Source organism: Micromonospora sp. CPCC 205539 (assembly GCF_036906815.1).
Classification (GTDB): Bacteria; Actinomycetota; Actinomycetes; order Mycobacteriales; family Micromonosporaceae; genus Micromonospora.
In genome coordinates, this window is record NZ_JBAKHW010000007.1 from 263,543 (window position 1) to 285,751 (window position 22,209).

Genomic DNA, 22,209 nt, shown 5'->3' on the forward strand with positions numbered 1-22,209 from the left:
CCTTCAGGCTGCGGGCCTCGGCCACGCCGGGGGTGGGATCCAGCGGTCTATGGAAGCACCCGCCGGAGTGATCCGCCACGGCCGTCCGTTCCGTGGGCAGAGCGGGTGGCAATCAAAGGTGAGCTGCGTCACCATGGGGGCGAGGAGGTCGCCCGATGGCTGACCCGTGGCTCGCCCTGGAGTTCGGCGTCGATCCGGCGGAGCGGATCGCGCAGGTCGGTGCCGCCCACGAGGCGTTCCTCACCGCGGGCGCCCCGTCGCACCGGGTGCGGGACGTGGTCCGCCGCTCGTGGGAACGCTCGTCGCGCCTCGATCCTGAGGCCACCCCACCCGTGGACCTGGCCGACGACGCGTTGGCCGACTACCGCACCGCCCACCCGCTGGCCCGGGTGTTGCCGCTGTTCCGCGACCTGCTTGGCGGTATCGCCCAGGACGGGGCGCACCTGATGGCGGTGTGCGACGCGTACGGGCGACTGCTCTGGGTGGAGGGGCACCCGGGGGTGCTGCGGCACGCCGAGCGGATGAACTTCGTGCCGGGCGCCCGGTGGGACGAGTCGCACGCCGGCACGAACGCCCCCGGCACCGCCCTGGCCGTGGACCACAGCGTGCAGATCTTCGCCACCGAGCACTTCAGTCGGCCGGTGCAGCGCTGGACCTGCGCCGCCGCGCCGATCCACGACCCGGCCACCGGGCGGCTGCTCGGCGCGGTCGACATCACCGGCGGCGACCACCTGGCCAACCCGCACAGCCTCGCGCTGGTCCGGGCAACCGCGCGGGCCGCCGAGGCGCAGCTCGCCGCCGACCGGCCGGTGGAGCCGGGCGTCACCACCGTGACCGCGCTCGGCCGCGACGAGGCCGAGCTGCGGGTCGACGGGCGGCGCATCCGGCTCGGCCGCCGGCACAGCGAGCTGCTGGTGCTGCTGCTCGACCATCCCGAGGGGCGCACCGGCGAGCAGCTCGGCCTGGACCTGTACGGCGACGACCGGCTGCACCCCGTCACCCTGCGCGCGGAGCTGTCCCGGCTGCGCCGGGTGCTCGGCCCCGAGCTGCTCGACTCCCGCCCGTACCGGCTGCGCGGCACCGTCCGGGCCGACTTCCGTACCATCGCGGACCAACTGGACCAGGGCGATCCGGCGGGCGCGCTCGACGCGTACCCCGGGCCGTTGCTGCCCGGCTCGGACGCGCCGGGAGTGACGCGACTACGCCGGCTGATCGACGGCCGGTTGCGCGCGGCCGTGCTGGCCGCCGCGGACCCGGCGCTGCTCGCGGCCTGGACCGCGACGCCGGCCGGCGCCGACGACCTGACCGCCTGGCAGGCCCTGGCCGGGGCATTGCCGACGGGCGCGCCACGCCGGCCACTCGCGCTGGCCCACATCGACCAGCTCATCCGGGAGTACGACCTGCCGCGCGCAACGTTCCTGCAACGTCGCGGAAACTAGCGTCGCCGTCGGCACCGCACACCGACGGCGGAGGTAACCATGACGCGCTACGACGCGCCCACCCACTGGCAGTCCCGCTACGACAACTTCATTGGCGGCGAGTACGTCAAGCCGCACCTCGGCGGCTACTTCGAGAACCCCAGCCCGGTCACCGGGCAGACCTTCACCGAGGTGGCCCGAGGCACCGCCGAAGACGTCGAGAAGGCCCTGGACGCCGCGCACGGCGCCGCCGACGCCTGGGGGCGTACCTCGGTGGCCGAACGCGCGCTGATCCTCAACCGCATCGCCGACCGGATGCAGGACAACCTGGAGTCGCTGGCCATCGCCGAGAGCTGGGAGAACGGCAAGCCGATCCGGGAGACCCTCGCTGCCGACATCCCGCTCGCGATCGACCACTTCCGCTACTTCGCCGGGGCCATCCGCGCGCAGGAGGGCTCGCTCGGCGAGATCGACGACGACACCGTGGCGTACCACTTCCACGAGCCACTCGGCGTGGTCGGGCAGATCATCCCGTGGAACTTCCCGATCCTGATGGCCACCTGGAAGCTGGCACCCGCGCTGGCCGCCGGCAACGCCGTGGTGCTCAAGCCGGCCGAGCAGACCCCGGCGTCCATCCACTACTGGCTGTCTCTGGTGGCGGACCTGCTGCCGCCCGGCGTCGTCAACATCGTCAACGGTTTCGGAGTGGAGGCCGGCAAGCCGCTGGCGTCCTCGGCCCGGGTCGCCAAGGTGGCGTTCACCGGCGAGACCACCACCGGGCGGCTGATCATGCAGTACGCCAGTGAGAACATCAAGCCGGTCACCCTGGAGCTGGGCGGCAAGAGCCCGAACATCTTCTTCGACGACGTCAGCGCTGCCCGGGACGACTTCTTCGACAAGGCGCTCGAAGGCTTCACCATGTTCGCGCTCAACCAGGGCGAGGTCTGCACCTGCCCGTCCCGGGCGCTGATCCAGCAGGGCCACTACAGCGACTTCCTGGCCGCGGCGGTGGACCGCACGAAGGCGATCGTCGCCGGGCACCCCCTGGACACCGACACGATGATCGGGGCCCAGGCTTCCAACGACCAGCTGGAGAAGATCCTGTCCTATCTGGACATCGGCCGGCAGGAAGGCGCTCGCGTGCTCACCGGTGGGGCACGCGCCGACCTGGGCGGCGAGCTGTCCGGCGGCTACTACGTCGAGCCGACCATCTTCGAGGGCGACAACTCGATGCGGATCTTCCAGGAGGAGATCTTCGGGCCGGTGGTCTCGGTGACCTCCTTCGCCGACCTCGACGACGCCGTCAAGACCGCCAACGACACCCTGTACGGGCTCGGCGCCGGCGTGTGGACCCGGGACATGAACACCGCGTACCGGGCCGGGCGGGCCATCCAGGCCGGGCGGGTGTGGACCAACTGCTACCACGCGTACCCGGCGCACGCGGCGTTCGGCGGGTACAAGCAGTCCGGCATCGGTCGGGAAAACCACAAGATGATGCTGGAGCACTACCAGCAGACCAAGAACCTGCTGGTCAGCTACTCCACCCAGAAGCTCGGCTTCTTCTGATGGACGTCGTCTCCGTCACCCCTGCGGCGGCCGAGCTGATCCGGTCGCTGCGGGGGCGGCACGGGCCGCTGATGTTCCACCAGTCCGGCGGCTGCTGCGACGGCAGCGCACCGATGTGCTACCCGGCGGGCGAGTTCCGGACCGGCTCGGCCGACGTCCTGCTCGCCTCGCTCGCGGTCGACGGGGTGTCCGAGCCGGTCGAGTTCTGGATGTCGAAGTCCCAGTGGGAGCTGTGGAAACACACCCGCCTGACCGTCGACGTAGTCCCCGGTCGAGGCAGTGGCTTCTCCCTGGAAGCCCCCGAAGGACTCCGCTTCCTCATCCGCTCCCAACTAGCAGCCTGAGCCCTCCGCCCCGCCCTGGCTCGCCCCCGGCTCGCCCCCGCGATCTTGCACTTTGTGTCGCTCAGGTGTCGCTATTGCGGCAATAGTCCAGGCAGAAAGCGCATGATCGGCGGGGCGGGGGCGGGGGCGGGCATGGGCGGGGCGCGGGCGCGGGCGAGGGCGAGGGCGAGGGCGGGCGCGGGGCAGGATGAGCTAGGAGAGTGCTGCGCGAATTGTGGCCGTGATGTATTGGGGGCGTCGGTAGAGGTCACGGTCGGTGAAGTAGCGCATTCGCCAGCCGTTCGCGTCGAGCCAGTTGAGCCGTTCTCGGTCGTAGCGGAGTCGATTGCGGTCCAGATGCGACAGGCCGTCGTACTCGATGCCGACTCGGCGTTCGCGATACCCCAGATCAAGCCGATAGAGAGGGATGCCCTGACGGTCATAGACCCACATCTGCGGCTCCGGCGACGGCAGTCGTCCATCAATCAGAATCAGTCGTATCTGACTCTCCTGTCGGCACTCTGCCCGCCCATCAGCCAACGACACGAGCTCACGGGCCTGCCGAATGCCACGCAGTGCCCGGTGAGTCGTCAACTCTGCGAGCAGGTCTTCCTGGGTGACCGCGCCCGACCGGAGCGCCGCGTCGAGTACTGGGAGCGCGTCGATCCGCCGCACGGCACGGGCCAGGTCGACGGCACAGCGCGCCGCCGGGACACAGGGCAGACCCCCGACGAGGACCGGCCGAACGGGCACGACCGTGTGGTGTACGACCAGTCCGGGCAAGCGAGGCTTCGGCACATCGGCGGGCAACTGGATGTGCACGAGGTCGTCCCGTAACACCCCGAAGCCGTGCCGACGCGCCGCGCTCTGTCTGGCCAGCATGGCCGCACTGGGAAGACGCAGCAGCAACGCCCGCAATTCATCATCATCGTCACTGGGATGCGCGGTGTATACACCCCTACGCACCCGGAGCAGTTCCTCGCGGCCGAGCCGGGTCCGGATCCGCCGCACGGTCAGTGTTCGCATCAACGCATCGGTACGCCACAACTGAGTAGCCATGCCGGCAGACTGACTGCCTTAAGGACCCAAACGGGGCCCATGCTCCGAACCTGTGGACAAGAAATTCCCCTGTGGACAGCCCGCAATCCAGTGCGCTCCTCTGCTAGCACCCCAAACGTGCCTTCCCTCGCAACGCGATCTTGCACTTTCTGCCCCCAAGATGCCCGTTATGCGAAAAATGCGGGGGCAGAAAGTGCAAGATCGCCGCAAACCCCCGCGCGGCACCGAGCCGGGTCCGCCGGGCCGGTCGTGGCGGGGCCGATCGGCTTATCGTTCCTCCAGTTTCCAGGGTGACCCGTAGTCGGTCAGGAGCTCGAGGAAGGGCACCGGGGGCAGCGCCTCGGGGCCGAGCACCCCTACGCCGGCCCAGGCACCACTGGCGAGCAGTTCCAACGCGACCACCGGGTTGACGGCGGTCTGCCAGACCACCGCCTGATGGCCGTACTCCCGCATCGACCACTCGTTGTCGACCACGTGGTACAGGTAGACCTCCCGAGGCTGCCCGTCGGGGCCGAGCCCACGCACCCAGGTCCCCGCGCAGGTCTTGCCGCGCATCCGGTCCCCGAGGGTCGCCGGGTCGGGCAGGCTGGCCGCGACGACGTCGCGCGGCGACACCTCGACGCCGCGTACCCGGACCGGGGAGACCGCGTCCAAACCGACCTTGTGCAGCGTCTTGAGCACCTCGATGAACTCGTCGCCGAGGCCGTACTTGAAAGTGACCCGCCGGGCCCGCACCCAGCGCGGGATGAGCAGCACCTCCTCGTGCTCGACGTTGACGCACTCGACCGGCCCGATGCCCTCGGGGAAGTGGAAGACCTCCGGCTCGCTGAACGGCTCGGTCGTGTACCAGCCTCGATCCTTCTCCCAGATCACCGGCGGGTTGAGGCACTCCTCGATGGTCGTCCAGATGGAGAACGAGGGCGCGAAGTCGTAGCCGTCGACGGTGAGGTTCGCCCCGTCCCGGACGCCGATCTCGTCGATCTCGCTGAACAGCTCGTCGGCGGCGTAACGGGCGAACACGTCGGACAGGCCGGGTTCGACGCCGATGCCGCAGAGTGCCAGCCGACCGGCCGCGGCCCAGTCGTCAGCGCGGGCGAACTGCTCGTCACCGAGCATCACCCCGGTCTCGGCGTACGGGCGCGACGGGTGTGGGCGGGACAGCGACATCGCCATATCCAGGTAGTCCGCGCCGGCCGCGAACGCACCATCGAAGATCGGCATGACGAAGCGCGGGTCGACCGCGTTGAGCACGTGGGTGATCCGGTGCTCCCGACAGAGCGCGGCGACCGCGTCGGCCGAGGCCGCGTCGACCTGGGCGGCGACGAAACGGTCACCGTGCCCGGCGACGGCGCGCTCGGCGCGGCCCGGGTCGTGGTCGGCGACCACCATGGTCTCGAAGAAGGTACGTCGGGCGGCGATGGCGACGGCCGCGGAGCCGACGCCACCGGCGCCGACGAGCAGGACACGCATCAGGAATCAAACCCCAAACCGAGACGATCGAGAGTACGGAGCCAGAGGTCGCGCCGGCCGTCGCGCGCGTCGGCGCGGGCCAGTGACCAGCGGGTGAGATTGATGCCGACCGCGCGGACGGGTTCCGGCGGGAACGGCAGTGGCTTGCGGCGGACCAGTTCGAGCCGGGTCAGCGGGGTGTCCCCGCCGGCCAGCAGGTCGAGCAGCACCCGCGCCCCGAAGCGGGTGGCGCCCACGCCGAGGCCGGTGTAGCCGGCCGCGTACGCCAGCCGGCCGTCGTACGCGGTGCCGAAGAACGGGCAGAACCGGGTGCAGGTGTCGATGACGCCACCCCAGCGGTGGCTGAAGCGCACGTCGGCGAGCTGCGGGAAGGTGGTGAAGAAGTGCTCCGCCAGGGTGGCGAACGTGGCCGGGCGCTGCTCCAGCTTTGGCGCGACCCGGTTGCCGTAGTGGTAGACGGCGTCGTAGCCGCCGAAGAGGATCCGTCCGTCGGCGGTGATCCGGTAGTAGTGGAACAGGTTGCCGGTGTCGGCCAGCCCCTGCCGGTTGCGCCAGCCGATCGCGTCCCGCTGGGCCGGGGTCAACGGCTCGGTCATCAGCACGTGGTCGTATACCGGCACCACGTACGCCCGCAGCCGGCGGAGCAGCGGCGGGAAGGCGTTGGTGGCCAGCACCACCCGCCGGGCCCGTACCGTGCCGGGCCGGCCACCTACTGGTCCACCAGACCGGCCCGAGCTGGCCGGCACGTCGGCGGGGTCGGTGCCGAGCGTCGTGGCGTACAACGCGGTGCGGTCGGCGCGGAACCCGGTGACCCGGGTGTGTTCGTGCACCCGCACGCCTGCTTCGAGGCAGGCGCGGCGCAGCCCCCAGGCCAGCTTCGCCGGGTCCAGCATGGCGACCCGACCGGCGTCGAACAGGGCACCCAGGTACGTCGGCGAGTTCACCTCGGCGCGCACCTCGTCGGCGTCGAGCAGCCGCACGGAGTGGCCGTACCGGCGGGCCAACTCGGCGTCGGCGGCGAGCCCGTCCAGCTGGTACGGCGCGACCGCGACCGCCAGTTCGCCGGTGCGCTCGAAGTCGCAGTCGATGCCACAGGCGTCAACGGTCGCGGCGATGGCGTCCAGATTCTCCCGGCCGAGGCGTTCCAACTCACCGACCTCGGCGGGGAAACGGTCGACACCGTTAGCCAGGCCGTGGGTGAGGGAGGCGGCGCAGAACCCTCCGTTGCGCCCGGACGCGGCCCAGCCGCACGTGCCGGCGTCGACCAGCAGCACGTCCGCGTCGGGGTCGGCCTGTTTGGCGAGCAGAGCGGCCCAGAGCCCGCTGTACCCGCCGCCGATCACCAGCAGGTCGGCGTGCTGCGGGCCGGCGAGGGGCGGCAGCGGGTCGGGGCGGCCCGGGCGGTCGAGCCAGTACGGCACGGGCGCCGCGTCGGCCAACGCGCGGCCAGTATCCGGGAGGATCATGACGGGCGGGCCTGGACCGGGCCGGCACGGCGCGGGCTCGAGACGCGGCCCTGAGCCCGGCCCGCTCGCCGCGGGCTCATGACGGCCGGCGCGTTGGGCCGACCGGCAGGGCGGCGCGGCGGGCTCGGCGGCCGCGGAGCGAGCTGAGCCCGACCAGCAGCAGCGCGATCGCGAACATCGCGGTGCCGATGACGTTGACCTGGGGTGGGATGCCCCGCTGGGCAGCGCCCCAGACGTACATCGGGAACGTGACGGTGGTGCCGGCGTTGAAGTTCGTGATGATGAAGTCGTCGAAGCTGAGCGAGAACGACAGCAGCGCGGCGGCCACGATGCCGGGCAGCACCAGCGGCAGGGTGATCCGTCGGAAGGTCTGCCACTCGTTCGCGTAGAGGTCCATGGCGGCCTCCTCCAGCCGGCGATCCATCCCGGTGAGCCGCGCCTTCACGGTGACCACCACGAACGAGACGCAGAACATCACGTGCGCGACGACGATGGTCCAGAATCCCTGCGGCACCCCGGCCGAGACCAGGAGGGCCAGCAGCGAGGTGCCCATCACCAGTTCCGGGGTGGCCATCGGCAGGAAGATCAGCACATTGATTCCCGAGCGCCCCCGGAAGCGGTGCCGGACCAGGGCGAACGCCATCAGGGTGCCGAGCACGGTGGCGACCACCGTGGCGAGGAAGCCGATCTGCACACTGCGCAGGACCGCGTCGCACATGTCCGAGGTCGCACACGGTTGTCGCCAGTTGTCCAGGGTGAACTCGTTGAAGTCGTACGACAGCCGACTCGACGGGCGGTTGAACGACAGCCCGGCCACGACCAGGATCGGCAGGGCCAGGTAGCCGAGCACCAGCAGCGCCACGATCATCACCCAGCGGTCGGCCAGCCAGCGCGAGAGCCTCACAGCACCTCCTCCGTGCCGGCCCGGCGCAGATAGCCGAAGACCACCGCGAGGATCGCCGCCATCAGCAGGAACGACAGCGCGGCGCCCTGCGGGTAGTCCAGCCGGACCAGGAACGCCGAGTCGATGACGTTGCCGATCATGTATTCGTTCGGGGTGCCGAGCAGCTCGGCGTTGATGTAGTCGCCGCTGGCCGGGATGAAGAACAGCAGCGTGCCGGCGACCAGACCGGGCATCGACAGCGGCAGGGTCACCCGGCGGAACGACTGCACCGGGCTGGCGTACAGGTCGCTGGCCGCCTCGAGCAGCCGGTGGTCCAGCCGCTCCAGGTTCGCGTACAGCGGCAGCACCAGGAACGGCAGGAAGTTGTACGTCAGGCCGAGCACCACCGCGAACGGGGTGGCCAGCAGCCGGCCGTCCGGCCCGAGCAGGTGGACGTCGCGCAGCAGACCGACCAGCGCGCCGTTGTCCGACAGGATGGTCTTCCAGGCCAGCGTGCGCACCAGGAAGCTGGTGAACATCGGCGCGACCACGCACACCAGCAGCAGGTTCTTCCACCGGCCGGCCTTCTGCGCGATGGCGTACGCCAGCGGATAGCCCAGCAGCAGCGCCAGCACCAGAGCCAGGCCGGCGTAGCCGAACGAGCGCAGGAACTGCGGCCAGTACGCCTGGAGCACGTCGGGATAGTTGCCGAATGCCCAGGTCAGCGCGTACCCGGCGGACAGTGAACCGCTCGGGTCGTAGAGGCTGGCGGCGGCGAGCTGCACCAGTGGCACGGCGAAGAACAGCAGCAGCCAGGCCGCGCCGGGCAGCAGCAACAGGTACGGCAGCAGCCGGTACCGCCCGGACCGGGCGGCCGGTGGCGCAGGTGTCGACTGCCCCGATCCCATCGGCACCTGGGCCAGGAGGGTCACGGGGTCGCCCCCACCGGCTCGTCCAGGTGCGGACTGGTCCGGTCGTCCTCGCCGGGCTCGCGGGGCAGCAGGAACGCGTGCCGAGGATCCCAGTACGCCACCGCCTCGCCGCCGACGGGCAGTTGCGCCGCCGTCCCGCTGTTGGCCGCGAAGACCGACAGTTCGGTGCCCCAGCCGGTGCGCAGCAGGTACTGGGTGCTGACGCCGACGTAGGAGGCATCGGTGATGACCCCGGTGACGTGCTGCCGACCCACGGGGACCTGGTCGGCGGAGCCGACCAGGTGCAGCTTCTCCGGGCGTACCCCCAGGTGGACCGGCCCTCGGTCGGCCCGGGCGCGGCCGACGGGCACCGAGAAGCGCGCGCCGTGCGCCGTCACGGACACCTCGCCCCCGCCTGCGCCGGTGGCGTCGGCGGCGAGCAGGTTGGATTGGCCGAGGAAACTCGCCACGAACGCGGTGGCCGGATACTCGTAGATGTCGGCCGGGGCGCCCTGCTGCTCGATCCGGCCGGCGTTCATCACCGCGACGGTGTCGGCCATGGTCATGGCCTCCTCCTGGTCGTGGGTGACGTGGACGAAGGTGATGCCCACCTCGGTCTGGATGCGCTTGAGCTCGATCTGCATCTGCCGGCGCAGCTTGAGGTCGAGCGCGCCCAACGGCTCGTCGAGCAGCAGCACCTGCGGCTGGTTGATCAGCGCGCGGGCGAGCGCGACCCGCTGCTGCTGGCCGCCGGAGAGCTGGGCCGGGCGGCGGTTGCCATAGCCGTCGAGCTGCACCAGCGACAGCATGCGCAGCACCTCGTCGTCGACCGAGCGGATGCCACGTCGGCGCAGGCCGAAGGCCACGTTCTCGAAGATGCTGAGGTGCGGAAAGAGCGCGTAGCTCTGGAAGACGGTGTTCACCGGCCGCTTGTACGGTCGCAGCCGGGCGATGTCCCGATCACCGAGCAGCACTTGACCGCTGGTCGGCTCCTCCAGGCCGGCGATCATCCGCAGCGTGGTGGTCTTGCCGCAGCCGGACGCGCCGAGCAGTGCGAAGAACGAGCCCTGTGGGACGGTCAGGCTGAGGTCGTCGACCGCCGTGACGATGCCGAATCGCTTGGTGAGGTTGGCCAGTCGCAGGTCGCCGGCCGGCGTCTCGCGTCCCATCGTCGTCACGCGCCGATGACCTGCTGGAACTTGCCCTCGTACTCCTTCTCCTGCTTTTCGTCGAGGGCCATGAACACCGCCGACTTCGCCAGCAGGGCGTCGTCGGGGAAGATCAGCGGGTTGGCGGCCAACTCCGGGTCGATCTTCTCCATCTCGGCCTGCGCGCCCTTGACCGGGCAGATGTAGTTGACGTACGCGGCGAGCGTGGCGGCGACGGCCGGCTCGTAGTAGTAGTTGATCAAGGCCTCGGCGTTGCCCTTGTGGGTGGCCTTGTTCGGGACCATCATGTTGTCGCTGTAGAGGATCACGCCGGAGTCGGGCGCGACGAACTGCACCTTCTCGTTCTCGCTGGAGAGCTGGATGACGTCGCCGGACCAGCCGATGCACGCCGCGATGTCACCCTTGGCCAGGTCGGGTGCGTAGTCGTTGCCAGTGAACTTGCGGATCTGCCCGGAGTCGACGGCCTTCTTGAGCTTGTTGAGCGCGTCATCGAACTGGGCGGCGGTGAACGTGGCCGGGTCGTGCCCGTTGGACTGCAACAACAGGCCCATGGTGTCGCGCATCTCGCTGAGCGCGGTCACCTTTCCCTTGAGGTCGGGGCGGGTGAGCAACTCGTCGACGGTACGCAGCTCCTTGGTGACGCTGCCGTTGTACGCCAACCCGGCGAGGCCCGACTGCCATGGGATGGAGATCCGGTTCTCGCTGTCGAAGGAGCGGTTGAGCAGCGAGGGCAGCAGGTTGGCCTGGACGTTCGGGATCTTCGTCGGGTCGAGCTTCTGGATCCAGCCGAGCCGGATCATCCGGGCCGCCATCCAGTCGGTCAGCACGATGATGTCCCGGTCGGTGCTCTGGCAGGCGGCGAGCTGGTTCTGCACCTTGCCGAAGAACTCGTTGTTGTCGTTGATGTCCTCGGTGTACGTGACCTGGATGCCGCTCTTGGTTATGAACTCGTCCAGACTGGGCCGCTTGGACTCGTCCTTCTCGTCCACGTCCATGTACTGCGGCCAGTTGGAGAAGGCAAGCTTCTTCTCGGCGCCGGAGAGGTCCTCGCTGACGCAGCCGGCCTCGGTCTGCTGGGCGCCCTTGGTGCCGCAACCGGCGAGGCTGCCGCCAGCGGCGAGCAACGCGGCCGAACCGAGAGTGCCGGTGAGCAGTCCACGCCGGGAGAGGGGCCGGAGGGGAGCACGCATGACGACTCCTAGGGGTCAGTGCCATGGACGACTGATCCTGACATGAGACATGCTCACTCACAAGGGATTCCGTTGCGGGAATAGCGATGTACGACGAAATACGCCAGACTGCGCGGGGACACACGCGCGACATCATGATTCGGCACAGGGGGAGCGAACGATGACGAACCGCCAGCAGGAGAACGGCAACAGCGGGCGGCGCGTCGCTGTCCGTGAAGGTGCCAGTCACGTTCTGCTGGATGACGTGGCCAAGCGGATCATCGAGCAGCTTCAGGAGGACGGCCGCCGCCCGTACGCCACCATCGGCAAGGCCGTCGGGCTCTCCGAGGCGGCGGTCCGTCAACGGGTGCAGCGGCTACTCGACGCCGGCGTGATGCAGATCGTCGCGGTCACCGATCCACTTCAACTCGGCTTCCCCCGACAGGCGATGATCGGCCTGCGGACCGACGGGGACCTGGAGGCGGTGGCCGACCGGCTGGCCGAGCTGGAGGAGGTCGACTACGTGGTGATCACCGCCGGGTCGTTCGATCTGCTCACCGAGGTGGTCTGCCGCAACGACGACCACCTGCTGGAGATCCTGCAACGACTGCGCGCGGTGCCCGGGGTGCTCTCCACCGAGGCGTTCGTCTATCTCAAGCTGCGCAAGCAGACCTACAGCTGGGGTACGGCCTGACGGGTTGCTCGCCTTGGTTCGCTCGACTTCGCGGATATCGGGGTGCCCGCGCCGCCGCGATGGCCCGACTTCCCTGATCCCGAGTGGATCGACTAGCCCTGCTGCCGCAGCGCCGCCACGAACGACGTCCAGGCGGTCGGCGGAAAGGCGATCGTGCCGCCGTCGCGGTCCTTGCTGTCGCGCACCAGGACCCGGCCGGGCAGGTTGTCGGCCACCTCGACGCAGTCGCCGCCGTTGTTGCTGCTGCGGGTCGCGGTGCGCCAACGGGCGTCGGTCATGTCCATGTCGTGGCCACTTCCCTGATCAGCTCGATCGATCGACGCTGGGGGAACGCCTCGCCGGTGACGCTCTCCCACCTGCGTCCCAGGTTAGCGACGTCGATGGGATCGGTCACGACCTGACCACGGATCTGGTTGTCGAGATACACCAATTCGGTTCCGTCGGGCAGGCGGCCCAGCACGAAGGGACCGGCCAGGCCGGTGTGCCACGGGGTCTCGGCCGGGATCACCCGGACCTGCACGTGCTCCCACTCGGCGACCTCGGCCAGGTGCGCCAACTGCCCGGCCATCGCCGACCCGTCGCCGACCGGCCGTCGCAGCACCACCTCGTCGATCACGGCGATGAGCTGCGGCGGGGCGTCGCGGTCGAGGATCGCCTGTCGGTCCAACCGGCCGGCCACAATTTCGTCCACTTCGGACGGTGGGACCAGACCGCCGGTGCTCAGCACCGCTCGGGCGTACCCCTCGGTCTGGAGCAGGCCCGGCACGAGCAGCGGCTGATACGACCGCAGCGAGATGGCGTCCTGTTCGAGGTCCGCCCAGGGACGGAACCAGGGCAGGTCGCGGCGACGGAACGGCTCCGGCCAGAGGTCGGCCGCGTCCCGGCCGAGGACGCCGGCCACCGCCATGCGGGTACGCGGGTGCGGGATCCGCCCCGCAGCGAGCCACCGCGCCGCCGACTTCGGATGGACGCGGACCTTCTCCGCCAGCGACTCGGCGGTCTCCCCCGCCGCCGCCATCGCCACCCGCAACGCCTCGTTCGCCACCGGATCCTCCCGTCGGCCAGGCCCACACCGCCGCTACGCTCGTGCGCACCGCAGCCCTTCTCGGTATACGTTGCGGCGCACGTTAGCCACGCTGCGTGTCTGTGTCCGCTGCCTACCGGCGTGTTGCGGTGAACGTGTTGGCCCCCATCTGAGGCGCCCCGCAACGGCCCCAAAAGCGTCCCCACCGCGTCCCGGGGTGATCGCCGCGTGTGATCCACACCAGATCCCCGATATCGCGGCATCCCCCGCTGCCCGACACCCCGACTTCAGCGATCTCGGGTGGATCACTCGCCCCCCGCCCCGCCAAAGGCGTCGCCCCACACCTCGATCTTCCGGCAGGCCGGCCATCGGGCGCGCTACCGCCGATGCGGAATCCGTTGCATCTTCGATACCTGTTTGCTAAATCCGTCGCTATCAAGCCCTGGCACCACCGATACCACTTGCCTCAGGGGTGCAGGCTGTGCGATAACCGTGGGCAGAGCGGCCGGCGTCACCCCTGGACCGGCCCGACGATCGATGGGGCTGACATGGCCAACGCCACCGACCACCTCTGGATGCACTTCACCCGGATGGCGAGCTACTCCGCCGGCGAGGTGCCGACCATCGTGCGCGGCGAGGGCGCGTACGTGTGGGACGCCCAGGGCCGTCGCTACCTGGACGGGCTCGCCGGGCTCTTCGTCGTCAACGCCGGCCACGGCCGCACCGAACTGGCCGAGGCAGCCGCCAAGCAGGCCGGCGAGCTGGCCTACTTCCCGCTCTGGTCGTACGCGCACCCGAAGGCCGTCGAACTGGCCGAGAAGATCGCCACGCTCACCCCCGGCGACCTGAACCGGGTCTTCTTCACCACCGGCGGCTCGGAGGCCGTCGAGGCCGCCTGGAAGCTGGCCCGCGCCTACTTCAAGCGCACCGGCAAGCCCAACAAGCACAAGGTGGTGAGCCGGTACCTCGCCTACCACGGCACCTCGATGGGCGCGCTGTCGATCACCGGCCTGCCCGGCATCAAGAGCGACTTCGAGCCGCTGGTGCCCGGCGGGATCAAGGCCCCGAACACCAACTTCTACCGGGCGCCAGAGCATGGCGACTCACCCGAGGCGTTCGGCCGCTGGGCCGCTGACGAGATCGGCCGAGCCATCGAGCGGGAGGGGCCGGACACCGTCGCCGCGGTCTTCCTGGAGCCGGTGCAGAACTCCGGCGGCTGCTTCCCGCCGCCGCCCGGCTACTTCGAGCGGGTCCGGGAGATCTGCGACGCGCACGACGTCCTGCTCGTCTCCGACGAGGTGATCTGCTCCTGGGGTCGACTCGGCGAGTACTTCGGCGCGGTGCGCTACGGGTACCAACCGGACATCATCACCACCGCCAAGGGCATCACCTCCGGGTACGCTCCGCTCGGCGCGATGATCGCCAGCGACCGGTTGATGGAGCCGTTCCTCACCGAGACCGGCATGTTCGCCCACGGGGTGACGTTCGGTGGCCACCCGGTCTCCTGCGCGGTGGCCCTGGCCAACCTGGAGGTCTTCGCCCGCGAGGACCTGGTCGGGCACGTACGGGCCAACGAGGGCGCGTTCCGGTCCACTTTGGAGAAGCTGAACGACCTGCCGATCGTTGGCGACATCCGCGGCGACGGCTACTTCTACGGCATCGAACTGGTCAAGGACAAGATGACCCGGACGACCTTCGACGACGCCGAATCCGAGCGGCTGCTGCGCGGATTCCTCTCCACGGCGCTGTTCCAGGCCGGGCTCTACTGCCGCGCCGACGACCGGGGCGACCCCGTGGTGCAGCTGGCCCCGCCTTTGATCGCCGAGCAGCAACACTTCGACGAGATCGAGCAGATCCTCCGCACAGTGCTCACCGAAGCCTGGACCCGCCTCTAACCCCAACCAGTCCAGCCCCAGCCCCAGCCCCGCGGCTCAACCCACAGCTCAGCCCGCAGCTCAGCCCGCGGTGATCATGAGGTTAGCGGGCGAATTCGTGATCGAAACCCCCGTCAACCTCATGATCGCCGGGCCGAGCCGGAGCCGAGCCGGGGCCGGGCCGAGCCGGGGCCGGGCCGAGCCGGGGCCGGGCCGAGCCGGGGCCGGGCCGAGCCGGGGCCGGAGCCGGGGCCGGCCGCTCGGCTGGGGCCGGGGTGGCCCGGGGTTAGTGGTTCGGGGGGATTACGCGGAGGTGGCCTCGGCGGCCGGTCGGGTGGGGGTCTTTCGGGTGCTGGTCGTCCGCTGGGGGGCGGGGGGCGGGGCGGGCCGCCTCGCGGACCGCCTCGGCCAGTGCGACCAGGTCGTCGGTGGTGGGCGGCGGGGGCTCGAACTCGCCCTCGTGCCGGACCACGTCCCAGCCCCGCGGAGCGGTCAGGCTGCGGGCGTGCGGCTCGCACAGGTCGTACGTGTGCGGCTCGGCGAAGGCCGCCAGCGGACCCACCACCGCGGTCGACTCGTTGTAGACATAGGTCAAAGTGGCGACGGCCTGCCGAGGGCAGCCGTTACGGGAGCAGCGCCGAGTTGACCTCACGGCGGCAGGGTATCCCCATTACCGGGTCCGGCGCGACGGTTCGCGTTGCGACACGCCCGTCGTGGTGATCACAATTCGCGAGCTGGGTCGCGCCGCGCCACGGTAGCGGCGCTGCCGCTGGCCAGCTCGGAGTGGGCGCTACCCTTTGCCTCATGACGAGCCCGGAACACCGCCGCCCCGGCTCCGGCCGGCGCGCACGCGACCGGCACGGGCGTGGCCTGCGCGGGCGGTTGGTGCCGGCGACCGTACCGCTGTCGCGGACCAAGGCGGAGGTCTTCGACGACCTGGTCCTGGACACCGTCGAGACGCTGGAGCGGCGGTTCGCCAAGGAGCTGGCCGGGGTCGAGTTCGCGGTCGAGGACGTCCCGCCGGATCTGAACGTCTACGACTCCGATGTGCTGGAGGACGGCGAGGTCCCACTGGCCCGGCTGCTGCCGGGGCGCCCGGGCCGACAGGAGGTGCCGCCGCGGATCGTGCTCTACCGGCGGCCTCTGGAGTTCCGGGCGATGGACCGTGAGGACCTCGCCGACCTCGTACACGACGTGATCATTGAACAGGTGGCGAACCTACTCGGGGTCGACCCCGACGAGCTGGCCTGAGCCGCCCGCCACAGCCATGCCTTCGGGGCGAGTCGGGCGGCCCCCACCGCCCCGACCCAGCACCGCTCAGGCGGCCCGCCGCTTCAACTTGCGCCGCTCCCGCTCCGAGAGCCCACCCCAGATGCCGAACCGCTCGTCGTGCCCGAGAGCGTATTCGAGGCATTCGGTCTTGACCTCGCAGCGCGAGCAGATTCGCTTCGCCTCACGGGTCGAGCCGCCCTTCTCGGGAAAGAACGCTTCCGGGTCGGTCTGCGAGCACAGCGCCCGCTCCTGCCACTCCGGCGCGTTTCCGAGCAGGTCGGCCACCTCAAGCTGGCCGTCCATCAAATGCCTCCTTGTCGCGCACCGGCGTCATCGCCGCTGCAACCCCCCACGCGAAAGGCGTGCTTGTCCGTCCGGTCCCGTTTTGTTGCGTTCCGTGCGAACAACCCCATTCAAATTACACGCGTGTAATGCGTGCGCCGTCAAGCCAAACTTGATAATGGAGTCGCCCTCCCGACACCCCCGGGCGGCCACTCGCACCGTCCCAGCCTCGCAACCTGCCCTATCGATTCAGACCCCGGCCGAGTAACGCCCTCCCCGGCGAGTTGCACGACTTTTCTGCCGTGGCGCTCCACCGACCCGTCGTCGACACGCCGACGCCAGGAACACCGGACAGCCCCTTCCCCCAAAGCTGATCTTGGTGGGGCACAGGTTAACGCGGCACGGCCCAGACTGCCCGTCCAGTCGCGGACAGCGCGTGCGCCCCGCCCACAATGTGGACGGGGCGCGACGAAAAACAGGGTCAGTACGGTCAGCCGGCGACCCGAAACCCGCTGCTCGGCCAGTTGAATTCGGCTATCCCTCCACCATGGACAGTAACTTCGCCTGCGGGCGTATCGTTGTCCCACCAGACGGTATAAATACCCGCCGCCAGACCGGGGTAAACGGCGCTGTGGAACGAGCCGTCGCGCACCCGACGCTCCCGTACCGCCGAGTGGGTCCGGCGGTTTTCACCCCGACTGATCTCGATCTCTCGACCGTGCAGGTCTCCACCCGTGTAGACGATCAGGGCACCGGTCTCACCACCCAGATCGAGAACGACGCTGCCGGTCTCCGACGGTCCGTACGTCTGCTCGGTCATCCGCTGCTCCCTCCGCCCCGGTCAGGACGACGCCGGCGGGTTGTTGAACCCGTCGTACGGCGTACCCAGGTAGGGGAAGTTGGCGAGGAACGGCGCGGTCACGTCGGCGGCGCTCAACCCGGGGGTGACCGCGGCGGCCGCCGCGTCCGGGTGGAAGGTCTTGTCCACCAGTGGGACGGTCAGGCCGGCGATCGCCCGCAGCGCGATGCTGACCACGTCGTCGGCGACCCGCCGGCCGTTCGGGAAGCCGGCCAGGTCACCGCCGAGCACCCCGAACCGGTCCGGCTGCCGACTCGGCGCGATCGCGGTGTTCAACCGCAGCATGTCCGCCTGCACGTCACCGGTGGCGTTGGTGAAGCCGTCGATCAGCCCGGCCGGTACGCCGGTGAGCAGGATCGCCACCAGGTCCGCCCGGGCCTTTCCCGCCTTGGTGAGCTTGTCGAGGTTGGGGAAGACGTCCGGGTAGAGCGCCGGCAGCAGCGCCGCCAACTCGGGATGCTCGACGAACTGCGCAAACCGCTTGTCCTCCGAGGGCGGCAGTGAGTTCCACAGGTCCTTCTTGGACATCGGCACGACGACCTCGTTGAACAGCGGATTGCCCAGCCGGGAGACCTGGGTGAACGGGCCGCTGGTGGTGTCCGCGGCCCCCCGGTCACCGAGCACCCGGACCTGCCGACGCGAGGCCGAGGTCCACACCCCGATCACCGAGGCCGCGTCCCCCGTGCCGTACCGCTTGGCACCCCGGCGCACCCGGTTGAGCGGCACCTGCACGGCGATGCTGTGCACGTTCATCCGGTCGGTGGCGTTGACCGGCTCCCCCTCGGCCTTGAAGACCTTCTTGCCGGCCACGTGCAGTTGCTGGAACGGCCGCAGCGTGCCGAGATCGAAGATCGCTCCGAGGTCGACGAAGAAGCCGTCCGCCCGCTGCCCGGCGAAGACCCGCTCCCCCGTGGAGAGCGAGTACGTGGCCTGCCGCACCAGCTCCGCGTACCTGGGGGTGGACAGGGGGCCGACATTGCACGGCGGGCAGGGCAGCTTGTGCGCGAGCCGGTGCTCCCGGCCGTCGGCCACCCGGGTCAGGCTGTAGAACTGGCGCCGGTTCCAGTTCCTGCTGTCCAGCGAATCGATCGGGCCGGTGTTGTAGAGGAAGCTGTTCGGGTTGGTGATCTCGGTCGTGAACTCGAACCGGTAGGTGACGTCCGGCCGACCGTCACCGTCGTTGTCGATATGGATCTCGTACCGCACGTCGTCGCCGAACTCGAAGAAGTTCGGGCCCCCGGAGGGAAGCTGCAACGGCACGTAGTTGGCGATCAACGTGACCGAGTCGGGCTTGTCGGGGCTGACGAACGCGTACAGATCGGAGCTGTCGGCGACCGGATCCTTGGCTATCTCCGGGGCCTCGCGGTGGGAAGACATGGCGGACCAACCTCACTGGGCGGGGGCAGGGTGGCGGGAGGGGATCGTCGGGTCAGCGCCGCGCGGCGCGCCGCAACTGGTCCGCCAAGCCGCGGTCACGTACCTCGATCCGGGACTCCCCGACGAAGACGTCCATCGTCCCGGAAGCGGCATCCCGCAGGTGTACGACGATCGGGTCGTCGGCACGGCCGGCCGCTCCCGGCGCGTTCTGCGCGGCCGACAGGCCGGGCACGGTCAGCGCGGCGGCGCCGAGGGTGGCGGTGGCCGCGGCGGTCAACGTCTGCCGGCGGGTCAGTCGCGGCCAGTGCCGCTTCCGCTCATCAGTGGTCATGGGCAACCTTTCCGGCGGCGGCGCGGTACGCGCCCGCGGTAACGGACGGGTCCGGTGCCGCCAGCCGACGCCGCCGGGCCCTCAGGGGGCGCCGGCGGCGGTCCTCGCCGCGACCGCCGCCGGCACCGCTTGGTACGGCCGACGGCGGGGAAAGGTTCGACTCAGGGTCGGGCGTGACCGTACGCGGTCGTGCGCTTGCGCGCCGGCCGACCGGCGGCCGTGGCGATGGCCCGCAACTGCTCCTCGGTACGCGCCGAACCGTTGTCGGAGCCGGCCATCCGGGAGATGGTCTCCTCCATCAGCGTCCCGCCCAGGTCGTTGCAGCCACCCTGGAGCATGGCCACCGTGCCCTCGTCGCCCAGCTTCACCCAGGAACACTGGATGTTGTCGATCCGGCCATGCAGCAGCAGCCGGGACATCGCGTGGACCACGCGGTTCTCCCGCCAGGTCGGCCCGGGTCGGGCGATGCCGGCCAGGTAGATCGGGGCGTTGGTGTGCACGAACGGCAGCGCCACGAACTCGGTGAAGCCACCCGTACGGTCCTGCACTCCGGCCAGCACGCGGAAATGCGCCAGCCACTGTCCGGGATGGTCGACGTGGCCGTACATCATGGTGGAGCTGGACCGGATGCCCAGCTCGTGCGCGGTGCTCACCACATCGACCCAGGCGGCGGCCGGCAGTTTGCCCTTGGTCAACACCCACCGCACGTCGTCGTCGAGGATCTCCGCGGCGGTGCCCGGGATGGTGTCCAGCCCGGCTTCGCGTAGCTGGGTCAGCCACTCGCGGACCGGCACGCCCGCCTTCGCCGCGCCGGTGACGATCTCCATCGGGGAGAACGCGTGCACGTGCATCTCGGGCACCCGGGCCTTGATCGCGCGGACGATGTCGGCGTACCCGGTGACCGGCATCTTCGGGTCGATGCCGCCCTGGAGGCAGACCTCGCTGGCGCCGGCCGCCCACGCCTGCTCGGCCCGGTCGGCGACCTGCTCGACGGAGAGCCGGTACGCGTCGGCGTCCCGCTCACGCTGGGCGAAGGCGCAGAACCGGCAGCCGACGTAGCAGACGTTGCTGAAGTTGATGTTGCGGTTGACCACGTAGGTGACGTCGTCGCCGACCGTGTCCCGGCGTACGTCGTCGGCGAGCCGGCACAGCTCGTCGAGCGCCGGCCCGTCCGCGCCGAACAACGCCAGGGCGGCGTCGGTGTGCCGGGGATCGAGCAGCGCCGCCGGGTCGTCGGCGGCGAGCTTGAGCCCGGCCGCCAGGTCACGGTCCGCGCCACTTCCGGCCGACACCGGGGGTACGCCCTCTCGGCGCGCGGTCGCCTCCGGGGTGACCTTGCCGGCGACCTCGGACCAGTCGCCGTAGACGCTGTCGAAGTCACCCCGCCGGTCGTCGGTGCGGCCGGTGGTGTCGATGGTGGCGTGCAGGTCGACCCGCCCGCCGAACACCTCCTCCGGCTCCTGCCACGGACGGCCCTGCGGCCGGGCCGACTCGATCGCCAACCCGGTGGTCGGGTCGGCGAGTGCGTTCACGTGCGGCAACAGCCGGGGGTCGAGCCACGGGTCGCCGGCCAGCACGTACTCGGGGTAGATCGTCAGCCGCTCGCGCAGGGTGAACCCGGCCAGCTCGGTGTGCCGGGCCAGCTCGTCGATCTGCGGCCAGGGGCGCTCCGGATTGACGTGGTCCGGGGTCAGCGGCGAGACGCCGCCCCAGTCGTCGATGCCGGCGCGCAGCAGCAGGTCGTACTCGCCGGCGATCAAATTCGGTGGGGCCTGGATCCGAGCCTTCGGCCCGAGCAGCAGTCGGGCCACGGCCACAGTGGCGGCCAGGTCGTGCAACTCGGCGTCGGGCATGCCGCGCATCGCCGTGTCCGGCTTGGCGCGGAAGTTCTGCACGATCACCTCCTGGAGGTGGCCGTACTCCCGGTGGGCGCGGCGGATCGCGAAGAGCGCGTCCACCCGCTCGGTCGGGGTCTCCCCGATGCCGATCAGGATGCCGGTGGTGAACGGCACCCCGACCCGGCCGGCGTCCTCGAGCACCCGCAGCCGGACCGCCGGCTCCTTGTCGGGCGAACCGAAGTGTGGGCCGCCCGGCTCGGACCAGAGCCGGGTCGCTGTCGTCTCCAGCATCATGCCCATGCTCGGCGCGACCGGCTTGAGCCGTTGCAGCTCCGACCAGGACAGCACCCCGGGGTTGAGGTGCGGCAGCAGCCCGGTCTCCTCCAGCACGGCGACCGCGCAGGCGCGCACATAGTCCAGAGTGGAGTCGTAGCCGCGCTCGTCCAGCCAGGTCCGGGCCGCCGGCCACCGCTCCTCCGGCCGGTCCCCCAGGGTGAACAGCGCCTCCTTGCAGCCCTGCGCGGCACCGGCCCGCGCGATGGCCAGCACCTCGTCGCGGTCCAGGAACGGCGCCGGCAGCCGGTGCGGCACGGTGGCGAACGTGCAGTAATGACAGCGGTCCCGGCAGAGCCGCGTCAGCGGGATGAAGACCTTCTTGGAGTACGTGACCACGCCCGGTCGGCCAGCCTCGCGCAGCCCGGCGTCGCGGACCTGACCGGCCACCCTGAGCAGCTCGTCGAGCGCGTCACCGCGGGCGGCCAGCAGCGCGGCCGCCTCGTCGACGTCCAGAGCCCGCCCGGTCGCGGCCCGGCCCAGGGCCCGCCGCACGCTCGCGTCGCTCGGGCCAGGAAGGGTGCGATCAACCATCCGCCCAGCCTAGGCGCTGCCCCAAACGCCCCCGGCGCCCCCGGTGCTCACCGCGCCCTCCCCGCGCTGCCGGCGAAGCGCCGATCCCGGCGTCGCACCCCCAGCCCGAACGCCGATACCGGCGTCGCACCCCCAGCCCGGCTTTGGTGATACCGGCGTCGCACCCCCAGCCCGGCTTTGGTGATACCGGCGTCGCACCCCCAGCCCGGCTTTGTTGATCAAGAGGTTTCGGTCACTCCAGCGACGTTCTCTGACCAAAACCTCTTGATCACCCGGTCCGGGGCCGGCGCGGACCCGGGCCAGGGGCGGCGCGGGGCGGGCCGGGCCGGCGCGGGGAGGGCCGGGCCGGCGCGGACC

At 70.5% G+C, this 22,209-nt stretch carries 21 protein-coding genes; 6 read left to right on the forward strand and 15 right to left on the reverse strand.

Features of this window, described 5'->3' with window-relative positions; all coding sequences use genetic code 11:
* Nucleotides 1-155 precede the first annotated feature (155 nt).
* From V6V47_RS09405 to V6V47_RS09415, 3 genes are read left to right on the forward strand one after another with little or no spacing between them, the layout of a single operon-like run.
* Nucleotides 156-1,439 (forward strand): GAF domain-containing protein, encoded by a 1,284-nt coding sequence (locus tag V6V47_RS09405; RefSeq protein ID WP_334627693.1) that lies wholly within the window; start codon nucleotides 156-158, stop codon nucleotides 1,437-1,439.
* Nucleotides 1,440-1,478: 39 nt separating this feature from the next.
* Complete coding sequence (adh, locus tag V6V47_RS09410) at nucleotides 1,479-2,984, forward strand: aldehyde dehydrogenase (RefSeq protein WP_334627694.1); 1,506 nt, start codon at nucleotides 1,479-1,481, stop codon at nucleotides 2,982-2,984.
* Nucleotides 2,981-3,328, forward strand: a complete 348-nt coding sequence (locus tag V6V47_RS09415) for a DUF779 domain-containing protein (RefSeq protein ID WP_334627720.1) — start codon at nucleotides 2,981-2,983, stop codon at nucleotides 3,326-3,328. The genes adh and V6V47_RS09415 overlap by 4 nt, the downstream gene beginning before the upstream one ends.
* A 192-nt stretch (nucleotides 3,329-3,520) precedes the next feature.
* Here the strand turns inward: V6V47_RS09415 and V6V47_RS09420 are convergent, their stop codons facing one another.
* The 7 genes from V6V47_RS09420 to V6V47_RS09450 all read right to left on the reverse strand — a co-directional run bounded on the left by V6V47_RS09420 (nucleotide 3,521) and on the right by V6V47_RS09450 (nucleotide 11,455).
* Nucleotides 3,521-4,366, reverse strand: a complete 846-nt coding sequence (locus tag V6V47_RS09420) for a DUF559 domain-containing protein (RefSeq protein ID WP_334627695.1) — start codon at nucleotides 4,364-4,366, stop codon at nucleotides 3,521-3,523.
* Between the two features lie 267 nt (nucleotides 4,367-4,633).
* Nucleotides 4,634-5,836, reverse strand: a complete 1,203-nt coding sequence (locus V6V47_RS09425; protein ID WP_334627696.1) for a saccharopine dehydrogenase family protein — start codon at nucleotides 5,834-5,836, stop codon at nucleotides 4,634-4,636.
* Nucleotides 5,836-7,302 (reverse strand): NAD(P)/FAD-dependent oxidoreductase, encoded by a 1,467-nt coding sequence (locus V6V47_RS09430; RefSeq protein WP_334627697.1) that lies wholly within the window; start codon nucleotides 7,300-7,302, stop codon nucleotides 5,836-5,838. The genes V6V47_RS09425 and V6V47_RS09430 overlap by 1 nt, the downstream gene beginning before the upstream one ends.
* Nucleotides 7,303-7,378: 76 nt before the next feature.
* Nucleotides 7,379-8,206: an ABC transporter permease gene (locus V6V47_RS09435; protein ID WP_334627698.1), complete on the reverse strand. Its 828-nt coding sequence runs from the start codon at nucleotides 8,204-8,206 to the stop codon at nucleotides 7,379-7,381.
* Nucleotides 8,203-9,117 (reverse strand): ABC transporter permease, encoded by a 915-nt coding sequence (locus V6V47_RS09440; RefSeq protein WP_334627699.1) that lies wholly within the window; start codon nucleotides 9,115-9,117, stop codon nucleotides 8,203-8,205. The genes V6V47_RS09435 and V6V47_RS09440 overlap by 4 nt, the downstream gene beginning before the upstream one ends.
* Nucleotides 9,114-10,265, reverse strand: a complete 1,152-nt coding sequence (locus tag V6V47_RS09445; RefSeq protein ID WP_334627721.1) for an ABC transporter ATP-binding protein — start codon at nucleotides 10,263-10,265, stop codon at nucleotides 9,114-9,116. The genes V6V47_RS09440 and V6V47_RS09445 overlap by 4 nt, the downstream gene beginning before the upstream one ends.
* A gap of 5 nt (nucleotides 10,266-10,270) precedes the next feature.
* Nucleotides 10,271-11,455: a polyamine ABC transporter substrate-binding protein gene (locus tag V6V47_RS09450; RefSeq protein WP_334627700.1), complete on the reverse strand. Its 1,185-nt coding sequence runs from the start codon at nucleotides 11,453-11,455 to the stop codon at nucleotides 10,271-10,273.
* 160 nt (nucleotides 11,456-11,615) lie between these two features.
* Between V6V47_RS09450 and V6V47_RS09455 the strand changes: the two genes are divergently transcribed.
* Nucleotides 11,616-12,128: an Lrp/AsnC family transcriptional regulator gene (locus tag V6V47_RS09455; protein ID WP_334627701.1), complete on the forward strand. Its 513-nt coding sequence runs from the start codon at nucleotides 11,616-11,618 to the stop codon at nucleotides 12,126-12,128.
* Between the two features lie 92 nt (nucleotides 12,129-12,220).
* On the opposite strand, the gene V6V47_RS09460 is transcribed toward V6V47_RS09455, so the two are convergent.
* Both V6V47_RS09460 and V6V47_RS09465 read right to left on the reverse strand, forming a co-directional pair.
* Nucleotides 12,221-12,412, reverse strand: coding sequence for a DUF397 domain-containing protein (locus V6V47_RS09460; protein WP_334627702.1), 192 nt, complete (start codon nucleotides 12,410-12,412; stop codon nucleotides 12,221-12,223).
* The gene (locus V6V47_RS09465) at nucleotides 12,403-13,146 is read right to left on the reverse strand and encodes a DUF5753 domain-containing protein (RefSeq protein ID WP_334627722.1); all 744 of its coding nucleotides are present in this window, start codon (nucleotides 13,144-13,146) and stop codon (nucleotides 12,403-12,405) included. The genes V6V47_RS09460 and V6V47_RS09465 overlap by 10 nt, the downstream gene beginning before the upstream one ends.
* Nucleotides 13,147-13,700: 554 nt before the next feature.
* Between V6V47_RS09465 and V6V47_RS09470 the strand changes: the two genes are divergently transcribed.
* Nucleotides 13,701-15,047, forward strand: a complete 1,347-nt coding sequence (locus V6V47_RS09470) for an aspartate aminotransferase family protein (RefSeq protein ID WP_334627703.1) — start codon at nucleotides 13,701-13,703, stop codon at nucleotides 15,045-15,047.
* A gap of 265 nt (nucleotides 15,048-15,312) precedes the next feature.
* On the opposite strand, the gene V6V47_RS09475 is transcribed toward V6V47_RS09470, so the two are convergent.
* On the reverse strand, nucleotides 15,313-15,678 hold the full coding sequence (locus V6V47_RS09475) for a DUF3499 domain-containing protein (RefSeq protein WP_334627704.1): 366 nt from the start codon (nucleotides 15,676-15,678) through the stop codon (nucleotides 15,313-15,315).
* A gap of 152 nt (nucleotides 15,679-15,830) precedes the next feature.
* Here V6V47_RS09475 and V6V47_RS09480 point away from each other — a divergent pair, with 152 nt between their 5' ends.
* The gene (locus V6V47_RS09480; RefSeq protein ID WP_334627705.1) at nucleotides 15,831-16,277 is read left to right on the forward strand and encodes a metallopeptidase family protein; all 447 of its coding nucleotides are present in this window, start codon (nucleotides 15,831-15,833) and stop codon (nucleotides 16,275-16,277) included.
* A gap of 66 nt (nucleotides 16,278-16,343) precedes the next feature.
* On the opposite strand, the gene V6V47_RS09485 is transcribed toward V6V47_RS09480, so the two are convergent.
* The 5 genes from V6V47_RS09485 to V6V47_RS09505 all read right to left on the reverse strand — a co-directional run bounded on the left by V6V47_RS09485 (nucleotide 16,344) and on the right by V6V47_RS09505 (nucleotide 21,852).
* Complete coding sequence (locus tag V6V47_RS09485) at nucleotides 16,344-16,601, reverse strand: WhiB family transcriptional regulator (RefSeq protein WP_007455784.1); 258 nt, start codon at nucleotides 16,599-16,601, stop codon at nucleotides 16,344-16,346.
* A gap of 469 nt (nucleotides 16,602-17,070) precedes the next feature.
* On the reverse strand, nucleotides 17,071-17,400 hold the full coding sequence (locus V6V47_RS09490) for a phospholipase (RefSeq protein WP_334627706.1): 330 nt from the start codon (nucleotides 17,398-17,400) through the stop codon (nucleotides 17,071-17,073).
* A gap of 21 nt (nucleotides 17,401-17,421) precedes the next feature.
* Nucleotides 17,422-18,816: a DUF4331 domain-containing protein gene (locus V6V47_RS09495; protein ID WP_334627707.1), complete on the reverse strand. Its 1,395-nt coding sequence runs from the start codon at nucleotides 18,814-18,816 to the stop codon at nucleotides 17,422-17,424.
* 52 nt (nucleotides 18,817-18,868) lie between these two features.
* Nucleotides 18,869-19,147, reverse strand: a complete 279-nt coding sequence (locus tag V6V47_RS09500; RefSeq protein WP_334627708.1) for a hypothetical protein — start codon at nucleotides 19,145-19,147, stop codon at nucleotides 18,869-18,871.
* A 161-nt stretch (nucleotides 19,148-19,308) separates the two neighbouring features.
* Nucleotides 19,309-21,852 (reverse strand): bifunctional FO biosynthesis protein CofGH, encoded by a 2,544-nt coding sequence (locus tag V6V47_RS09505; protein WP_334627709.1) that lies wholly within the window; start codon nucleotides 21,850-21,852, stop codon nucleotides 19,309-19,311.
* Nucleotides 21,853-22,209 lie beyond the last annotated feature (357 nt).

Excerpts from the sequence above, each read along its gene's own strand:
- V6V47_RS09430 (WP_334627697.1), bottom strand. The coding sequence starts at position 7,302 with ATGATCCTCCCGGATACTGGCCGCGCGTTGGCCGACGCGGCGCCCGTG.
- V6V47_RS09500 (WP_334627708.1), bottom strand. The coding sequence starts at position 19,147 with ATGACCACTGATGAGCGGAAGCGGCACTGGCCGCGACTGACCCGCCGG.
- V6V47_RS09465 (WP_334627722.1), bottom strand. The coding sequence starts at position 13,146 with ATGGCGGCGGCGGGGGAGACCGCCGAGTCGCTGGCGGAGAAGGTCCGC.
- V6V47_RS09455 (WP_334627701.1), top strand. The coding sequence starts at position 11,616 with ATGACGAACCGCCAGCAGGAGAACGGCAACAGCGGGCGGCGCGTCGCT.
- V6V47_RS09505 (WP_334627709.1), bottom strand. The coding sequence starts at position 21,852 with ATGGTTGATCGCACCCTTCCTGGCCCGAGCGACGCGAGCGTGCGGCGG.
- V6V47_RS09445 (WP_334627721.1), bottom strand. The coding sequence starts at position 10,265 with ATGGGACGCGAGACGCCGGCCGGCGACCTGCGACTGGCCAACCTCACC.
- V6V47_RS09485 (WP_007455784.1), bottom strand. The coding sequence starts at position 16,601 with ATGGACGGCCAGCTTGAGGTGGCCGACCTGCTCGGAAACGCGCCGGAG.
- V6V47_RS09420 (WP_334627695.1), bottom strand. The coding sequence starts at position 4,366 with ATGGCTACTCAGTTGTGGCGTACCGATGCGTTGATGCGAACACTGACC.
- adh (WP_334627694.1), top strand. The coding sequence starts at position 1,479 with ATGACGCGCTACGACGCGCCCACCCACTGGCAGTCCCGCTACGACAAC.
- V6V47_RS09490 (WP_334627706.1), bottom strand. The coding sequence starts at position 17,400 with ATGACCGAGCAGACGTACGGACCGTCGGAGACCGGCAGCGTCGTTCTC.
- V6V47_RS09425 (WP_334627696.1), bottom strand. The coding sequence starts at position 5,836 with ATGCGTGTCCTGCTCGTCGGCGCCGGTGGCGTCGGCTCCGCGGCCGTC.
- V6V47_RS09460 (WP_334627702.1), bottom strand. The coding sequence starts at position 12,412 with ATGGACATGACCGACGCCCGTTGGCGCACCGCGACCCGCAGCAGCAAC.
- V6V47_RS09480 (WP_334627705.1), top strand. The coding sequence starts at position 15,831 with ATGACGAGCCCGGAACACCGCCGCCCCGGCTCCGGCCGGCGCGCACGC.
- V6V47_RS09495 (WP_334627707.1), bottom strand. The coding sequence starts at position 18,816 with ATGTCTTCCCACCGCGAGGCCCCGGAGATAGCCAAGGATCCGGTCGCC.
- V6V47_RS09405 (WP_334627693.1), top strand. The coding sequence starts at position 156 with ATGGCTGACCCGTGGCTCGCCCTGGAGTTCGGCGTCGATCCGGCGGAG.
- V6V47_RS09450 (WP_334627700.1), bottom strand. The coding sequence starts at position 11,455 with ATGCGTGCTCCCCTCCGGCCCCTCTCCCGGCGTGGACTGCTCACCGGC.
- V6V47_RS09470 (WP_334627703.1), top strand. The coding sequence starts at position 13,701 with ATGGCCAACGCCACCGACCACCTCTGGATGCACTTCACCCGGATGGCG.